At 62.2% G+C, this 17599-nt stretch carries 15 protein-coding genes; 1 reads left to right on the top strand and 14 read right to left on the bottom strand.

Annotated features, from left to right (window positions below; genetic code table 11):
• Nucleotides 1-144 precede the first annotated feature (144 nt).
• The 14 genes from BM193_RS00005 to BM193_RS00070 all read right to left on the bottom strand — a co-directional run bounded on the left by BM193_RS00005 (nt 145) and on the right by BM193_RS00070 (nt 16698).
• On the bottom strand, nt 145-405 hold the full coding sequence (locus BM193_RS00005) for a hypothetical protein (protein WP_092794066.1): 261 nt from the start codon (nt 403-405) through the stop codon (nt 145-147).
• Between the two features lie 83 nt (nt 406-488).
• Nucleotides 489-827, bottom strand: coding sequence for a hypothetical protein (locus BM193_RS00010; protein WP_139175975.1), 339 nt, complete (start codon nt 825-827; stop codon nt 489-491).
• Nucleotides 824-1321, bottom strand: a complete 498-nt coding sequence (locus BM193_RS00015; RefSeq protein ID WP_092794075.1) for a glycoside hydrolase family 19 protein — start codon at nt 1319-1321, stop codon at nt 824-826. The genes BM193_RS00010 and BM193_RS00015 overlap by 4 nt, the downstream gene beginning before the upstream one ends.
• 14 nt (nt 1322-1335) lie before the next feature.
• Nucleotides 1336-1764, bottom strand: coding sequence for a hypothetical protein (locus BM193_RS00020; protein ID WP_071323118.1), 429 nt, complete (start codon nt 1762-1764; stop codon nt 1336-1338).
• A 65-nt stretch (nt 1765-1829) separates the two neighbouring features.
• Nucleotides 1830-4310, bottom strand: a complete 2481-nt coding sequence (locus tag BM193_RS00025; protein WP_092794081.1) for an SGNH/GDSL hydrolase family protein — start codon at nt 4308-4310, stop codon at nt 1830-1832.
• The gene (locus BM193_RS00030) at nt 4310-5140 is read right to left on the bottom strand and encodes a hypothetical protein (RefSeq protein ID WP_092794088.1); all 831 of its coding nucleotides are present in this window, start codon (nt 5138-5140) and stop codon (nt 4310-4312) included. Before BM193_RS00030 ends, BM193_RS00025 begins: the two co-directional genes overlap by 1 nt.
• Nucleotides 5141-7195 (bottom strand): hypothetical protein, encoded by a 2055-nt coding sequence (locus BM193_RS00035; RefSeq protein WP_092832177.1) that lies wholly within the window; start codon nt 7193-7195, stop codon nt 5141-5143.
• Nucleotides 7192-8661 carry a hypothetical protein gene (locus BM193_RS00040; RefSeq protein ID WP_092794095.1) on the bottom strand — a complete coding sequence of 490 codons (1470 nt, stop codon included), beginning with the start codon at nt 8659-8661 and terminating at the stop codon, nt 7192-7194. The genes BM193_RS00035 and BM193_RS00040 overlap by 4 nt, the downstream gene beginning before the upstream one ends.
• Nucleotides 8658-13244, bottom strand: coding sequence for a phage tail length tape measure family protein (locus tag BM193_RS00045; RefSeq protein WP_175533104.1), 4587 nt, complete (start codon nt 13242-13244; stop codon nt 8658-8660). The genes BM193_RS00040 and BM193_RS00045 overlap by 4 nt, the downstream gene beginning before the upstream one ends.
• 51 nt (nt 13245-13295) lie before the next feature.
• Nucleotides 13296-13499, bottom strand: a complete 204-nt coding sequence (locus BM193_RS00050; RefSeq protein WP_139175977.1) for a phage tail assembly chaperone — start codon at nt 13497-13499, stop codon at nt 13296-13298.
• Between the two features lie 140 nt (nt 13500-13639).
• On the bottom strand, nt 13640-14083 hold the full coding sequence (locus tag BM193_RS00055; RefSeq protein ID WP_092794104.1) for a hypothetical protein: 444 nt from the start codon (nt 14081-14083) through the stop codon (nt 13640-13642).
• Nucleotides 14084-14157: 74 nt separating this feature from the next.
• Nucleotides 14158-15363 (bottom strand): phage tail tube protein, encoded by a 1206-nt coding sequence (locus BM193_RS00060; RefSeq protein WP_092794107.1) that lies wholly within the window; start codon nt 15361-15363, stop codon nt 14158-14160.
• Nucleotides 15364-15720: 357 nt separating this feature from the next.
• On the bottom strand, nt 15721-16263 hold the full coding sequence (locus BM193_RS00065; protein ID WP_092794110.1) for a hypothetical protein: 543 nt from the start codon (nt 16261-16263) through the stop codon (nt 15721-15723).
• Nucleotides 16264-16287: 24 nt separating this feature from the next.
• Nucleotides 16288-16698 carry a hypothetical protein gene (locus tag BM193_RS00070; RefSeq protein ID WP_092832179.1) on the bottom strand — a complete coding sequence of 137 codons (411 nt, stop codon included), beginning with the start codon at nt 16696-16698 and terminating at the stop codon, nt 16288-16290.
• Nucleotides 16699-16847: 149 nt separating this feature from the next.
• On the opposite strand from BM193_RS00070, the gene BM193_RS00075 reads away from it, so the two are divergent.
• On the top strand, nt 16848-17570 hold the full coding sequence (locus BM193_RS00075; RefSeq protein ID WP_092796893.1) for a S24 family peptidase: 723 nt from the start codon (nt 16848-16850) through the stop codon (nt 17568-17570).
• The last annotated feature ends 29 nt before the right edge of the window (nt 17571-17599 follow it).

Consider the following 17599-nt stretch of genomic DNA (forward strand, 5'->3'; position numbering starts at 1 on the left):
GGGGTTGGGGGTTGGGGGTTGGGGGTTGGGGGTTGGGGGTTGGGGGTTGAAGAGTGAAGAGTGAAGAGTGAAGAGTGAAGAGTGAAGATTGAGGGTTGAGGGTTGAGGGTTGAGGGTTGAGGGTTGAGGGTTGAGGAGTGATGCTCAATCGCTGATGAAGGAGGGGCTGATGGCCCGTGACTCGTCACCGGCACACGCGTCCAGCAGCAATTCCAGCTGCCGCGCGTAGGCGGCACGCAACTGCTCGCGCGCCAGCAGAGCTTGCACCTGGTCGAAAATGCCATGCGCTGGGACGGCTGGCAGGACAGGCGCCATCGGGCGCGTCGCCATGCACGGCGCGCTCAGTGGCAGCATCTCCACCTTGGCCGTTGGCAGGCATGCCGCGCAGCCACTCAGCAAGCTCACCAGCCATATCCTGGCAGCATTCTTGCAACAGCTGCTCACACGCTTCTTCGCGCACTCAGTTGGCGTCCACTCAGTTGGCGTCTTCATGGCATCTCGCCGGCGATTTCACTGGCAATCAGTGCCTCCGCCGCGCGGCAGGCATCGCCATCGGGACGCAGCGCCAGCAGGCGCGCCGCCGCAGCTTGCGCATCCCTCTGCCCGGTCTGCGCACTGGCAAGTGCCTGCGCCACCCGCGCCGACCGGCGCGCGCCCTCCTTCCGCATCACGTTCAATGCCTGGTGCTGGCGTCGCAGCGCGCCTTGCACCTCTTGTACTTGCGCCGCGCACGCCACACGGCCCGCCTCGCGCCCCCAGCGCTGGGCGCAAAAGACGGCCGCTCCCAGCAGCAAGAGCATGGCCAGTGCCACCAACGGCGGCTTCATGCCAGCACCTGCAGCGCCACCCGGTACAAGGCCAGGCGCTCGGCCAAGCCGTTCACGCCGCCATTGATGCGCCGCGTCAACCTTTCCTGGTCGCCCGCATCGGCCAGGCGGTTCAGGCCGCGCGACTGCCAGAACCAGCCCGCCGAGCGGCACGCGGCAGTCGTCTGTTCCAACAATTCCGGCCTGGCCAGCAGATCCAGCTGCAATGCCACGCCGCACGCCGCGTAATTGGCGCGCCCCGTCACCTGCAGCAAGCCGCGTCCCTTGAAGCGCATGCCATCGCCGGCGACTACATTACCCAGGTCGCCACGTCCTTCGTACGCAGTGCCGCTGGCCAGTTCCCGCACATAGCGCAACTGCCCGGACTCGTGCCCCACCTGCGCCAGGAATGCCGCCTGGCGCAGCGGAGTATCGATGCCGAATTCCGCCATCGCCGCGTTCAAGGGTACCAGGAACAGGCTAGCGCGACGGCCTGCCAGTGGCATGATCTGCATCAACTGTGCGCCCTTCACAGCACACCCCGCACGTCCTTGACGACAGCGGCCGCGTCAGCCGCCAGCTCACCGATATCCTTGCCGCGCCGCTTGTCGAACCAACGCACGCAGGCGCCCAGCACCCACCAGGCGGGTAAACCAGCGGCCACCATCAGTGGCGCGGCGATAAACAGGAAACCCGTGGCCGGATCGCCGCCATACAGGCCCGCCACGGTTTTCGCGCTGTCGAACAGGCTGGGCCACCAGGACAGCACGGCGGCCACGAGCAGCGGGCCGAGAAAAGTGGAAATGATGATGCTGGAACAAAAGCGGATGAATGCCTCCTTGGTGGACTGGGGCCACATGAACATGAAGCCCAGCGACGTGGCGGCCGCGCCAGCCAGCACGGGCACGCCAAACAGTTTGATCAGTGCGCCGCCGGCGGCGGTGGTTTCGATGGCCATGATTGCCTTTCTGTTCAAGAAATAAAAAAACCCGCCGAAGCGGGTTTGGGTGGATTGCTTGTTTGCTACACGGCCTTCACCATCACGTAGGCGCGGCCGTCCGCTTCGATCGAAATGACACGGCCGACGGCGCGCAGGTACTGCTGCATGCTGAGGTCATCCCCGTGCACGGCAATGCCCTTGATGCCGGCACCATCCTGGACCGGCACGATGTAGTCGCCCGGCTGGGCACCCAGCACGTTCACCGGCACGCGGCCGGCGATGGCGATGCGGTCGACACGCTGACGAGCTACTTCCAGACTTGTATTGAATACCGTTTCGGCGTCAATGTCCATTTGCAGCGCAACTGCGTAATCGGCCATGTCAGCGTCATACTGAAGCATTTGCGCCTCTCGTTCAGCGTCATCAGTGTTCTCAGAAATGACAGGCATTTCTGGCGAATCACCAGCAGTAGGTATGGGCCGTATTCCTAGAGAATCAGCCCATGTGTCACCCCCAACAAACGACGGGGCAGTGGATTTAATGGCAAACATCACAGAGTCTGACCACTTATCTGAGAGTGTATTTTCATCTGTAATACCGACTATCTGACCCGCTAGAACTGTGCCGCAAACCACACTCTTATGCATATACTCTGCGTAGTCGTTCCCCGCTGTATTTACGGTGCCTGCTACATTTACACTACGTCCCGTTATAGTATGCGCACGCATCTGAAGTGCCGCACCTAGAGCAGAGCCTTGCGCGCCGTCTACTTTGTAAAAAACAGCGTTGTTAGTGACTATCATCCGAGCGTCACCTTGCGTACCAACATTGGCTAAGCCTACGTTAAGTGACCCGGGGGCGGTAATTACACCGCCCGCCAGCAAACTTGCAGTAATTGGCTGCGCTGGATCAAGCAAAGAAATATCTAAATATCCATTCGATTTAGTCTTTACCCGCGCATTCGGTGTTGGGGTAGTAACAAGTCTGTGACTCGGGAAGGTATAAACCCCCGAAGCCAAAACACGCCCATAGGTGCCTGACGGCGCCAGATTGATCAGACGAGAGCCATTTTCCACCAAGGTGTCAATCACAGGTGCATATAAGTTAAGAGACGCCTTGCTGATTCGTCCTTGAGCCGCGTCAGCCACCTGTTCTTGATTCAGCGCGACACGCCACACGGCAAAATCGCTAAACTCATACCCATTGCTGTTGAACCCGGCGGAATCGCTACGCCCACCAAATGCCACGGTATCATATGCCTGCCCTTGCACGGGAGAAAATACGATAGTGCCCTTAAGAACACCGTCTACATAAAGCTTCCAAATATTGGAAAAATAATCAAAAGTAATGATTACGGAATACTCGTTTAGGGTAGATGTGGCTACGTCAGTCACAATGCCATTGCTGTCTCCAATTGCCAACTCTAGCACGTCAGTAGAATTTCGCACACGCACCGATTGATATGCCAATGACGAGTGTTCTAAGCAGATCAATGGCTTGCCACTAGGCCCTGTAGCAGTACGTCGGATACGGCACATCACAGAAAAGCTTCCGAACCCATTTTCAGATGTATATTTAACCGGAATACTACCGTTCAACATACTGACTACTTCTATCGTATGTGGATTAACGGCCTTCGGAATACATACCAGCCCACTAAGTACATTATCAAATAGCGATAATGGAATTGCACGGAACATCGATTCATACCCGTCATCATTGGGATGGCCGGCGTCTGCTGACATCCCGGTACGCCATTTTCCCGTGCCATCATCAATAGCGCCCAGGAAATTAATGTAAGGAATATCCGAATTTTCAAGTTCTTGATCAGCTTGCTTCAGGTAGAGATAGTCCGCAGCCGTGTAATCATTATTGCCGTACACACCTGTAACAATTACCTTGTACCCCATCTCACGGCACATCGCCACCAAGCGACGCATATTGGTAATGTATTGTGTATATACAGCCTCTTTGTATATTCCCAGCAAACCTTCGTTAGCAAGACTCAAACCAAGGATGACAATACCTGGGTTTTCTGGCACAACGTCGGCGTAGAAACGCCCGATCAGATCCGTTGTTTTATTTCCTCCTATGGATTTATTTACCATGGTATATCCTCGAGGGGCAAGAGCCGCTGCCAGACGACGTGCCCAACCGTTAAAGGTAGGCGAACCATATCCATAAGCTACTGAGGAGCCAAATACCAGAATCTTTCTATTCTGCGTTGCGCGATTAAACATCGAATCGAATTGCCGCAAGCGTTGCGTAACTTTTACTGGCGCCCCTGCCAGAGGTGCGTAACCTATATAGTCAGTACCGTCGGCTGCAGCCAATTGCGCGGCGGACAAATTCGGCACAAACCAGGTCGTGCCGTTCCAGGTCTTTTCAGCCCTGGTAACAGTGTCAAAATACCGATCTCCCTCCCTTCGCGCCGTTCCGTCAGGGCGCGTCGAGGGGGCGGCTGCCAGAGGGCCGTAGTATGATTGCTGCACTGTGGCACTATCTGCCAGCTTATTGAGCTGGCGAATAACGTCCTTCTGTCCATAATAAAAAAAGTCGCCCATTACATTTCCTCGATTTCAATATTGGTGGCATAAGCCTGGTAGGACGGCGTGCTGATGGCGGCATTGCTGGCCATGCGCCCATACAGCTGGTGCGCCTGCTCCAGCTCGCCGTCTTCGTTATCTGGATACAGGCTGACCAACAGGGGCCGCGACAGGCCATTGCCGCGCACGATGCGCCACACCTCGGCCCGATCGAGCGGCGTCATGTGATCGAGCGCCAGCGACAGCTTGCGATACACGGCGCCGCGCTCGACGGTCTGGCCGCCCGCACCGTTACGGTTCTGCACGCTGGTGTCGACGGACGTGACGCCCGCACCGTAGGACGCGTTTTGCTCCGGACTCCAGTAGGGACCAGTCACCAGGCGCGCAGCCTCGATGTACCCGGCCGGATTGTCCGGGTCGGCCAGTTCGATGACCAATTTCTTGATACTCACCATCCGCAGCCAGCAGCGTGCGTAGGTGCCGCCGCCATAGCTGAAGGCATTCACACCCAGCCACATCGCGCCCCAGTCCCACCTGCCCAGGCTGGCGTATTCGCAGGCAGGCACCGCACCGGTATCGAAGTCGGGCACGCTGTCGCCCGGCTCGACATAGCCCCGCACGCGGATCGTCGCCGTCGGCGTCAGATTGCAAAATGGCAGGGCCACACAGCCGATGATTTCCGGTGTCGGCCAGGTGGCGGTAATGGTCAGGCCCAGGCCGATCGAGCGCAGCACGTCGTCCTTGCCCTCGCGCTGCAAGTTCGCTGGCCCCAGCGCGCCGGCCTGGCTTGATGCGGCCAGGAGCGCGCGATCAGCCGCATTGTCGTAAAGGATGCGTAAATTGGTCATTTATTCCACCGTGGTATTGGATAAGCGTTGATACACCGTATTGGCAGGAGGCCGATCAGCGCCAGGACGTGGGCCGATGGTTACGGCTTGCTCCACCATCGCCACCGTCACGCGGTAGGTGTGATCAGCAGTGCTGCGTGCATCGTCCGTAAAAGTAAACGATCCCGACACACTCAGTTTGCAGGTAGACATCTCGTCAAAAATGAGCGTATTTTCGATGGCTGCCGGTGGGCCTGTAAAAGTGGAACTGGCCAGCAACGTGTCTGCCGGCGCGCCTGCAAGCCCCCGGTACAGGCTGACCACTGCGCGGGTAGTTCCATCTCCTGCGGTGTAGGTGGCGCGCGTGGAGCCAAGGCTTCGCTGCCAATCGAAGCTGCAGATGACCGTGATCAACCCGCCATTCGAACCGAAGGGACCATTGAACAATTGCGCGTTCGGGTTGATCTCCGGGCTGCTCACCGCCGTTCTCAACGCCCCGGCAGTCAGCGCCCCGCCGAAGTATCCCGCACCACTGCGTTTCAGGTAGAAAATCGCGTTGACGTCATTCTTGGCGCCGGCACCGGCCCACATGGCATAGACGGGATCGTCCGGTCCCATCTCGATACGGAAGCCTGTCCCGGCGCCCGTGACGACATTGCCCGAAAAATTCGCCCTGCCCCCGGCGATGGTGAATCCTGGGGCAAAGATCCGGCCATCGGGTGATATCTCGAAATACTGGGTGCCGGCCCCATTGTTGTAGTCGCCGAAGCGCAATCCCTGGCCGCTCAAATGGAACCCTTGCCCGTTACCAGTGCCATTTGGCCACGCATAACCGGCTGTGGGGTAGCCTGCGCCGCCGTGCATTGTGCAGCTATAAATATCGCCAGCCTTCACCTCGCCCAGATCGGAAACGAAGGCCGACAGCTTGTCCACCGACACCGCCTTGGCTGCCACCGACCCATCCACCAGCAAGTTACCGTTCAACACCGTTCCCAATACCAGCCATGCGCCGTTCTCAAAATACTTCGTCGCCGCATGCGTCGCGTCGTAGAGCGTCACCACGTCGCGGTTGACCGGGGCGCCATAGCCGGCGCGGCCGAGCTCATACACGGCCGAGGCATCCGACCAGGTCGAATAGCCGGGCGCCGTGACGGTGACGGTGCCGCGCTGGCCTGTGGCACCATCGGCGGCCAGGCGCGCAGCTGCGGCCCATTCGCCGGGGGCGATATCGTCAGTAGCGGTACGTGCAGCGGCCATGGCGCCGGACGTGAACAGGTAGGCGCCGCCTGTCGACGGCACCTGCGCCGACCAGCCGTTGTTCAGTCCCGCCAGCGCGCCCGTGGCAAAGGTGAATGTGCAGGCCGCGCTTGGCAGCGGCGGTGCGATGTTGGTGGCGCCGCGCTGGTAGATGCGCACGGCTGCCACATTCAAGCCGTCGGTGCCATCCTTGGCCAGTTGCACGGCCGCCGACCATTCGTTGGCGGCGATGTTGTCCGTCGCATTGCGCGAACTGGCGGCAGCCACGCGCACGTACAGCGGCGCCGTGCCGGTCGGGATACTCTTCGACCAGCCGTTCGCCAGGTCGTTGCCGGCCGGCGTCGTGATGGCCGCCGTGGCAAAGCTAAAGATCACGTCGCCCGGCGTATCAACGGGTGCCGCCGCCGCGCGCTTGTAAGCGAAGGCCTGGCCCGTGTTCAGGCCAGCCGGGCCGGTGTCGCCGGCGACGCCGTCGAACACCTTGCTGACCATATAATTGGCGATGTGGTCGACGCCGAACTCACGGATACGCGCCTGCACCAGCGCGGTGTCAGTGGTCATCGAGGCAAAATCAACCGTGGCCACGTTGCCGTCGATGCGCAAGCTGGTGCCAGCCGACACCGAGAACACGATATCGCCCACGACGTTCACGGGCTTGGCCGTGACGGCGATCGATGCAGGCGCGCCCGCGCCACCACTGTTCACGCGGAACACGGGCGTGCTGGCGGCCATCAGGATGGCCTTGCCATCAGCAACGGTACTGAAGCGCTCCGCCGTCGCCTGCAGCAGCGCATCGCGTTCCCCCACAATCGCGCTCATGCCAGCACCCCCACCGTCACTCTGCCCGTCAGCCAAAAGCGCGACAGCATCACCACCACACCGGACACGCCATTCTGCAAGCCGAAGCGCTCATCGCGCAGCGTGACAGGCTGCCCCAGTTCCAGCATCATCATCTCGGGTTCTCCGTCAAATTCATAAATGGTGCGCGGCACCTGGTTCAATGCCAGGCGCCGCGCGGCTTCCGCGCGGGCATCGGCCCGCGACTTCAGGCAGGTATCGATCTGCACGGGATCGTCGCTCAGGCGATAGCGCGCGCGCAGCGCCTCGTCGACCACCGTTTCGGTCAGCCATTCCGTGGCGTACAAGTCCGCATGCGCGGGCGGGATGCTGGTCGTCAGGCCCGCCTGCACGGTCCAGTTGCGGTCGAAGCCGACCTTCACGGCCGCCACCACGGGCAAGCGCTGCGCGGGACGCAGCGAGCGCTCACGCATCTGCTCCGGCCCGATCGCCACCGGCACGCCGGCGGCAGGCAATGCGATCTGCACCAGGCGCAGCTTGCCGGTACGCGACATGACCGCCTGGGCGCCCACGCTGGCGGCCAGTTGCTGGATGGCCTGCGCCTGGTTCGTGCGATCCGCTACATACAGCCCCACGGGCTGCGGGTGAGCCACATCGAAGGCGGCCAGGTTGGCCAGATCCAGGTCGGTCGCGGTAAAACGGTCGGCCGCCTTGCCGTAGGCGGTGGCGATGCGCTGCACCAGCGGCGCGATGCGCGGCGCGTAGCCGCCGCCCTTGTCGCCCTGCACGCTGGCCGTGATCGTGCTGGAAAACGGATCGGTGGTCAGGTTGAAGCGCCCCGCCTGGTCATTGAGCGCCACGGCAATCGGCTTGCCGTTGGTGCGCACTTCGAACGTCGACTCCACGGCGCCCAGAAAACCGTACTCCAGGGTGGCCGGATTGGTCAGCAAGGGCGCCACGTTGTGGCACTCGCCGAACGGCACCGGCAGGAGCGCGTCCTTGTTCGGCGAGGTGCCGCCCAACTTGGTTTCGGTGATCGGCGTGTTCAGGCGCTGCAGCTTGTCGCGCAAGACGAGGTTCACGGATTCGCGGCCAGAAGTGGCCACGTCGGCGATGATGCCGTCGAAGACCAGCTGGAAGTCGCTGCGCGGCCAGGATGGATCACCGGCCCACGCCTTGATGGGCCGGTTCATCCACACATCGCCGAGCCAGCCATCGAGCGCGCCGTCGGCGTTATCGAGTTCGATATCGCCGCCCGACAGGCCCGCCTCGCCCGACAGGCTGACCTGCTCCGTGAAGGCCAGGCCGCCCTTGGCCAGCGGCTGGTAGGCGGTATTCGCCGGCACTTCACGCGGCCCTGTCACGTAGGGCCGCGAAGCGATATACCGCGTCACCTCGCTGCCGGCCACGTTCACCAGCGCCTCAATCAGCACCATGCGGATGGCGGAAGGGCTTTGCAGCCAGTCCTGAAATTGCGCATCGGTCATGCGTACTCTCCTTTCACTGCATTGGCCCAGGCGGATGCCCTGGACGATTTGTCCACGCCATCGACCACCGTCCTGGCGGCATTGGCGTTCGATTCAAAGGTGGCCTGGATGGTGGCGCCCGTTTGCGCGCGCTGGTCGGCGCGCAAGCCTTCCAGCTCCACGCGCATGGCCTGGTTGTCCTCGCGCAGGCCGCGGATTTCAGCGACCAGGGCGTCGGCACCAAGGTTCGACGCCGAGGAATAGCGCACGGGGTCGAACGCTGCCGCCGATAAAGGGGATGCCATGGCGGCCACCGCCGGCAAGCCGCCGAGTTGGACGCCCAGGTCGGCCGCGCCGCCCATCGCCGTGCGCAGGCCGGCGATGGCTTGTGCCACTGTCAGTACGCTGTCGTTGATGGTGATCAGGCCAGACACCTGGGCATTGAGCGCATCGAGACTGGCCTGCTGCACGTCGACCTGCGCCGCCGCCCACTTCAACGCTTCCTTGTTCGCTTCCACCACGCGGGCATAATCTGCCGCATAGCGGGCGTCGGACGCATTGACCACTTGCGATGCCGTCAAAAAGGCCTGTTCGGCGGCAGACAAGCCCGACTGCGCCGTCGCGTCGCCCGCATTGGCCGCCGCCAGGGTTTTCTCGAACTGCGCCCGCGCCTCGGCGTACTTCTGCTCCGGCGTCAGCGTCGATTGGGCGCCCAGCGCCATGCTGGAATTGAGCCCGTTCAAGGTCGCCACCCACGATTTCGACTTCTCCAGCGCCGACTTGGCCGCCGCCGATTCCGTTTCATAGGCCTTGGCCAGCGCATCCTTCGCACTGGTTACCGCTTTGACGGCCTGGATCTGGTCGAACAGCCCCCGATTGACTTCGGCAACGCTGCTGCGTTGAGCCGCCAGCAACTGCGCTTCCGTCTTCGTCAGTTCGTTCAACTGCTGTTGCAGATCCTTGCGTTCGCTGGCGATGTCGCTGGCTGTCTTGCTCACTTCGGCCAGCTCGCCCGTGGCGGCGGCCAGGTCGGCCGCGTAGTCGGCCGCCTTCTTGAATGGTTCGGCGATGGCAAGCAGCTGCACATACATGTTCTGGCCAGCGACAGTGTTCAAGTCCTGCGCCAGCACCAGTGCCTTGAATTGTTCGCTCGTCGTCACGCCGGATTGCCCCATCGCCGCCATGGCGCTGCGCACCGATTTGGTGACAGGGTCCATCTGTTCGGATTCGCTCAGGAAATTCTGCACGAAGAAGCTGGTGCCGCTGGTCAGGGTATCGAGGTCGCCCGCCGCGTTAATCAGGCTTTCGCTCAGGGCCACGGCGGCCAAGCCGGAGGTGTTGAACGACTTGCCCAACACGGCCAGCACGTCCGATACCTGCATGTAGTTGTTGGCCACACGCGCCAATGTTTCCAGGTAGCCCTCGCCCACGGCCTGGTATTTCTCCAGGCCGCCCACGCCGAACTTGGCCATGTCGTCACCCAGCTTTGAAAAAGCCGCTTCCAGCGCCTTCTGCACTTCTTCGCCCTTCAAATCCTTCAGGCTGATCTTGCCCAGGCTGACGACGAAGGAATTCAAGCGTGCCGCGAAGGCGTCGCCGCCCAGGCCCAGGGAATCGGCCGCCGCGACGATACTCGTGCGCAGACCCAGTACGATTTTTGTGAACTGGTCGTTCGTTTCCGCTCCCATGGCCGTGAGGTTCGTGGACTTCTTGTCGCTGGAAAACCAGCCGCCCGACTTCTTGATGTCGACATAGGAATTTACATTGAATCCGGATTTTTCCAGCGCGCCAAGGCTTGACGAGTTGCTCACGATGCCCACATCCTGCACTGTGGTCTTGCCGCCAAAAATGCTGCTGACGACGTTGCCGATAACGCCGCCGCTGGAACTGCCTTTGGTTCCCAATGCGGAAGTCAGGATGTCCGAGCGCACCAGCAAGCTGCCCAGGCCGCCGATGCCCGAAACGATCTGCTTGAGCGAGACCACCATTGACGAGGAATACGCCAGCCCCAGGCCGGAGTTTTTCTCCATGATTTCCAGGCTCTTGGCAATCGATGCCGATTTCGCGGACGAATCGCCCAGTACCGTGCCGGTGCCGTTGGCGGCCTGGCGGTCCTTGGCCGTCGTGTCGACGCCACCCCCACCGCCGCTGAAGGCGCCGCCCAGCACGGCGGCAATCGCCGCTGCCGCCGCGGCATAGCCCCACGGCCCCATGGAACTCATGAAGGACATGAACACGCCCGGCACCTTGGCCGCATTCTGCGCCGTCTGGCCAGCCGTCACCGCGCCGGTCTCGATCGCCTGCCCGACCACCACAGCGGCGGCAGAAGATCCCGATACAAACAGGCTGGTGGCCAGTTTTTGCAGCTGGCCGGCCAATTCCACGGCGCGAAACGCTTTTTCAGCCCCTTCCATCAGCTTGTAGCCCGTGCTGTTTTCTTTGAAAAAGCCCTTGGCGGCACCGGCCATGTCACGGTAGCCCTTGATCTGCGCCTGCGCGCCATCCTCGCGCGCCTTCGCCTGTGCAGCTTGTTTTTTGGGTTCATCGTTGCCGGCATCCTCGAGCCCTTCGGTCAGGGTGCGTCGAATGTCGCGCTGAGCCTTCTGATAGTCGGCAAAAGCCGTACCCAACTTGCCGACAGCCGCCCCCGCCTTGCCGAACGCTTTTTCCAGCGCGTCGCCCATGGCCTTGGCGCCATCGACCGATTCTTTCCACGTTTTTTCATCCGCCGCCTTGGCATCGGCGCGGTTCTTGGTCTCCTTTGCCTTGGCCTCCTCCTCTCGTTTCTTGGCCTCCTCATCGCGTTTCTTCGCCGCCGCTTCTTTTTCCTGGCGCGCCGTTTCCTCCAGCTGCGCCAGGTCGGCGTTAACTTGCTGCTGCACGCGCAGCTGCGCCGCGCCTGCTTCGGCGATCTTGTTGTCCCTTTCCTGCTGGCCCTGCGCCGTTTTCGCCTGAAAACCTTTTAATACCTCGGCTTGCTGTTGGTAGGCCGCCACCTCGGCCGCGCCACGCGCGCTGATGGCCATGCGGCGGTTCGCAAAAAACTCATCCTCGCTCAAGGCGCCGCCCTTGCGCCGCGCTTCGTCGAGCTTGGCTTGCTGGTCGTAACCCTCGGTCTTGAGGCGCAATGCGCTTTGAATCGCCTGCAGCTGACCTGCCAGCACGGCGTCGCGGGGATCCGAGCCAGCCGCAGGGGGTGCGGCAACCTTGGCAGATCCCACAAACGAGGCGTGCACTTTCTGCCGCAACTCTTTCTCCTTTTCGGGAGAGACGGCGACACCGCCGGCCCTGGCATTGGCCAAGGTTTCCTCGAGCTTCTTTATTTCCGCGCTCTCACGTTCCGCCTTGGTGACATAGCGCTTCTGCATTTCGTCCAGGTCCTTCACAGCCTGCTTCGAGTCGGCATTGCGTTTCGATTCCGCCTGGTCAGCCTTCGCCTTTGCTTCCAGCTGCGTCTGCTTGCTCATCGCCACTGCCAACGCCTTGGCCTGCTCCTGCTCGAACTGTTGCATCTGCTCGCCAGTCAGGCGTGCCGCCGGGTGCGTGCCGGGAACCAGTTGGCCCGTGCGGCGCACTTCAGCCGTGCGCTTCTTGATTTTTTCAATCTCTTCTTCCGGCGTCTCTTCGCGTCCAATGGAACGCATACCATCCATGAAACTGGACCAGAGATTTTTACTTCCTTGCAGCAAGGTGCCGATCATGCTGAGCTTTTCAGCCCGTTTTTGCAGTCCTGCGTTGATCAAGTCGCTCGCCAGGACCATGGCTTCCTGCGTCTTGCCTTCCTTTTCCAAGGCGGCGATATGCGCATACTGGGCGCCCGTCAGGATGTTGTAATTTTTGTCATGCGTATCGACCCAGTTAGTGACGCCGTCGGCCATCGTGGCAAAATCGGCCGCCACGGCGCCGGCCGACTGGCCATTCATTTGCGCCATCGTGACTGCTGCCGCGCCTACGGAATTGAGCGCCTCACTGGTGAACTGGCCCGTTTCCACGAGGGTCTGCAAGACCATGCGCGTATCGCCCAGGCCGCCCTGGCTGGCACCGGCGACCGACGCCACCATGGTGTTGAACTGGCCTTCCGTGATGCCGGCGGCATTGCCGGTCAGTTCCAGGGCACGGGAAAACTTGTCCGATTCCAGCTGGCCCTGCACGAAGGCCTCCGCCACGAAGGCCGCCACCTCAGCGGCCATCTGCAGCGCCAGAAGCGGCCCCGCGCCCAGGCGCTTCATGGCCAGTTCCGTCAAGCCGGTGGCATTGGCCATCTCTCCCAGGCCATCCTTGATCTGCCCGATGTCAGCGTTCAAGCCTCCTGCACCGATCTTGGTCGCGGCCTTGGTAAAGCCATCGATCGCCTCCATTGCCTTGAGCAGCCCATCTGCGGCATCGCCACCGCCGGCACCCAAGGCAATGTTTGCATTTGCCGCCGTGCGTGCTGCTTCCGCCTGCGCGCGCACCCTCGGTTCGAAGTTGCGAAACTTGGTGCTGGCTTCCTCGACCTGATCACCCGCCTGTTTACTGGCGGCGGCCATGTCATTGACCGCTTGCGTCCCCGCCTTTATCTCCGCCGCATTCACGGCAATCTTTAACTCAGTTATCTCTGGCATGGTTGGCCCATAAAAAAAGCCGCGCATGGCGGCCGGGTTGGAAAATGCGGGTCAGCCCGCCGCATGCTGGTGCGACAGGAACAGCGCGTCGAGCCGGTCCAGCAGCTGGTGCTCGAACGGCTCGATGGCGATGCCGTGGCGCGCTTGCCAGGCGAGGATTTCCGTGCTGGCGATGGGATTGACGGCCATGCCGTTCTGCCGCTTGCGGTTCAACTGCGCAAACCATTCCCACACGTGGGCCAGTTCGAACGGCATGGGCGGCGTCGCCTCTTCGGGCGGCGCGCGGAACAAAGGATGGCGACGGGCGGCATCGATATGCTCGCCCTTGGCATGGCCGTCGGCCGCGCGCGCGCCGCGCTCGAACTGGTGCCCGGCGTAGCGCAGCAGGCTGGCCGTCAGAGTTTCAAAAAATTCGACTCGTTTTCCAGCGCCGTGGTGACTTTTTCCTGCCAGGTCGGGTATTTTTCAAAGGCCACTTCCAGCAGGGCAGCGTCGAGCGGCACGGGCGCGCCGTTGCTGGTAAAGCCATACCAGCCCGTGACCACGGCCAGGGCCAGGCGTTTCTGGTTGCCGTCGATGGCTTGCACCAGCAGTTCCGCGCCTTCGTCGGTGGAGGCGTCGATGGCCGTCTTGCGGCGCGCCGATTTCTTGTAGCCTTCGGCGCGCACGGCGTTGTTGGCCACGCGGTATTGCTCGCTGTTCTTGCCGACGATGGTCAGGCCGGCCACGGCTTCGCCATCCGCGTCGAAGATGACGGGCACGTCGAAGGTAACGGCAGTGGCAGCCGCGTGGATATTGCCGATGTCGAAACCTGCCTGGATTTTTTGTGCGTTGTTCATGTGTGCTGCTTTCTGAAGGTAGTGAAAAATAAAAGGGCCGCCATGAAGGCGGCCCCGGTGCGGGCGCTGGCTGCTTACAGCGCGCTGTCCTGGATGGTCAGGGTGGTCGCTTCATGCTGCGCGTCGGCGCCCTTGTAGCGCAGCACATCGAAGGCGCAGGTGACGATCTTGTTCTTCTCGCCGTCATCGATCTTGGCCGAGGTGATCTTGATGCGGCCCATGGCCAGTGCCAGGACGTCGGCTGCCGGCGCCGTGCCCGATGCCATGGCGTAGGCCAGCGGGATTTCCGTCTCGGACTTGAAGTAGTCGAGGTAGGCGGCGTCCTGCAGCAGCACGGTGAACTGGCCCGAACCCATCACCTTGCCGCGCGAAGCGGCCGTGGCGAACTTGGAGCCGATCACCGGGTCGACCTTGACCTGGCCGTCCAGCGAGACGGACATGCCGGTGCAGATCTGCGACGGAATGCCGTTCACCGACAGCATCGCCGTGGCGCCCGAGAATTTGCCGGAGCCTGCCGCCGCCACCGGTGCCGGAAAGTACGGCACGGCCGTGGTCGGGCCTTCCGCCTTGCCCATCAGGGTGAAGTCCAGGCTGGTGATGCCGTTCGGCTGCACGGCGATGTCCATCTTGCTGACCAGTTGGTCGACGAAGCTGCGGTGCACGCCGATTTTCGGGTCCTGCACTTCGGCCGTGAACCAGTCGGTGGTGTGGCCGCTCAAAGGGGTGAAGCTGCGCTTGCCCACCGCCGCCACGCCGACCGAGTCGCCGGCCGCCTTGACGATCATGGCCGAGCCGTCCATGAACTGGCCATTCAGGTTGGTGGCCGTCACCGACGTGACGAAGAAGTTCTTCGCGTTGTTGGCGGCGGCCGGCGCCGTCAGGCCCGTGATGCGCACCACGCTGCCGGCGCGAAAGCCGTCCGCCAGCCAGGAGCCGGCGCTGCGGGTCAGGCCCGTGGCGGCGGCGGCGATGGTGGTTTGCGCGGCGGCGATGCCGCCGGCCGTGAAGTCGCGGCGCAGCAGCGCGGCCATCAGCGGCGCGTAGGTGCCGCACGCCGCTTCGGCCTTGATGGCGCCCGTGGTGCGGAAGTTGCCCAGGCGGGTATCGCCCTGCTGCTGGCTGGCGTCGATTTCGGCGCTGGCGTATTTGTCCGCTTCCGTGTCGAAGGTGGCCGTGACGCGGGGATAAATCTGGCCGCCGCCGGCGGCGGCCTTGCTGCCTTCGGCGGCTTGTTTGCTGATAACGATCACGCTGTCGATGCCGTTTGCTGTCGATGCCATAAATAATACCTTTCGTGGGATGAAAAAAAAGACCGCCAGGGGCGGTCTTGAGGGGGGAACTGCTGACAAATCAAGAGGGAAAAACAAAGCAGCCCGCGCACGGTGAAGCGGCGGGCTGGCGTAGCGGCATCCGGATGGCGCGGGGACTCCCGGATGGAACTTGGGCGAAGAACGCCATGGAGGCGGTTCGCTGCGCTGATTTCCCTTATCGGTGGCACGCCAGCGGCGCGCCTATTACGAGTGGGGAAGCATGTGGTCCTGCGGTACTGCGATGCCGCTGTTGCTGCTGTTGTTGCTTGAGCGAGACTCCATTGTAGGGGGGTATTTTTCCTCGCCAGGCATATTGCAGAATTATTTTCAATGTCCCAGGCGGCGCATGGCGCGGGCGCCATGCGACTGGAAGATGCCTTCCAGCTCACTGACCATGTCCTTGATGCGCTCCAGCTCGAAGCCGCCGGAACAGCTGATCGGCGCTTCGCCGCTGCCCTGGCAGCCCTTGCACATGACAGGCGCGCCCAAGGTTCCCGCGGCCACCACGCCGGTGCCGTGACAGGCCTTGCATTTGCTGTCGAGCCAATGCGCGAGCGACGCCTCGGCCACGCGGCGGTACAAGGTGTTGGCCGCCTGCGCGTCCCAGGCCGTCTGCGCCTTGACCCAGCGCCGCGCCTTGCCCTTTTGCGCCACCGCCGCCGTCCAGGCGCGCAGCAGCTGCGCCAGGTTGCCTGCATTGCCTTCGAACAGGCGGCTGACGGTGCCGTCCGCATACTTGACGCGGCACAGCAAGGCGCCCATGCCGCCGGCCAGCGCGGCCGCCGCGACGACGTCCAGGTCGTGGTGGAACGCATCGTCGCGCAGGTTCTGCGATGACAGCGATGCGATGAATTTTTCTGCAAACCCCATGATTTCTCCTCGTTGATTCTTGTATCAGTTACTCACCGGGCCAAACAGCGCGGCCACCAGCGGATCGCGGCGCGCGGTGCCGCGTGGCCAGCTGGCCGTGCGGCGCACCTGCGGCGGCAATGCGGCCCAGCCATCGACATCCTCGTCCTGCTCACCGAGCGCATACAGGGCGGGCCGCTGGCGCCCCGGTTCCGTGCAATGGCGCTGCGCCAGGTGGATCTGCCCCAGGCCGCACATGTGGCGCAAATAGCGGCTCATGGTGCCTGCGTCCAACCCCAGCAAGGCGGACAATTGCGCCGCGCTGGCCTGCCCCTGCTCGCCGATATACTGCGCGATGCGGGCGATATGCAGCTGCGATTTCCTGCTGCGTCCCTGTAACTGGCGCCCCTGCCGTGGCGCCACCCTGCTTTCGACCATCTGACTGCTGCTCAACATCTGCCTGTCCTCCCGTGGTGTCGCCAACCGGCAAACGCTGTAGTGCATTTGCGACAGGCAACGAGTGGACTTTATCAATCGCTAATGTTAAAGTCAAGCATTTGGTAATTTATCAAACGGTAAATTTCAGGTTTAATGTGGAGATGAATATGTATCAATACAGACGCGACCGCCTGCTGGCCCTGATACGCGATCACTACGACAACACGCGCAAGAAAATTTCCGACGCCAGCGGCTGGAGCGAGGCGCGCATCTCGCAAATCCTCTCGCCCACCTACCGCGAAGGGCGCGCCTTCAGCGAGAAGATCGCGCGCAAGCTGGAAGCGGACCTGCGCCTGGAAAGCATGTATTTCGACCAGGGCGCGGCGCCCGACCAGGCCGCGCTGTCGGCGCGCGCCCTGAGCGCCCTGGGCGAGGTACGGCCGGTGGTGGTGGCCGATGGCGAGGATGAGCGCTTTTATCCGATCCGCAAGGTGAAACTGCGCCTGTCGGCCGGCATCACAGGCTTTGCCATCGAGCCGGAAACGCACGACGGCAGCACCATCAGCGTGCCGCGCAGCTGGGTCGAACGCAACGGCTTTCATCCGGAACGGCTGGTGGCGATCAAGGTCAAGGGCGAGAGCATGGAGCCGGCCCTGTACGAGGACGACGTGGTGATCATCAACACGGCCGATAACCGGCCCGCCGATGGCGTGGTGTTTGCCGTGAACTACGAAGGCGAGCCGGTGGTCAAGCGCATGGCGCGCGATATCGGCGAATGGTGGCTGACGTCGGACAACCCGGACCAGCGCAAATACCACCGCAAGCTGTGCCGCGGCAACGAATGCCTGATCGTCGGCCGGGTCGTGCGCAAGGAAAGCGACCGCATATGATACCGTAGTTTATCGTTTGATAAACTACG

Source organism: Janthinobacterium sp. 344, assembly GCF_900112025.1.
GTDB lineage: Bacteria > Pseudomonadota > Gammaproteobacteria > Burkholderiales > Burkholderiaceae_D > Janthinobacterium.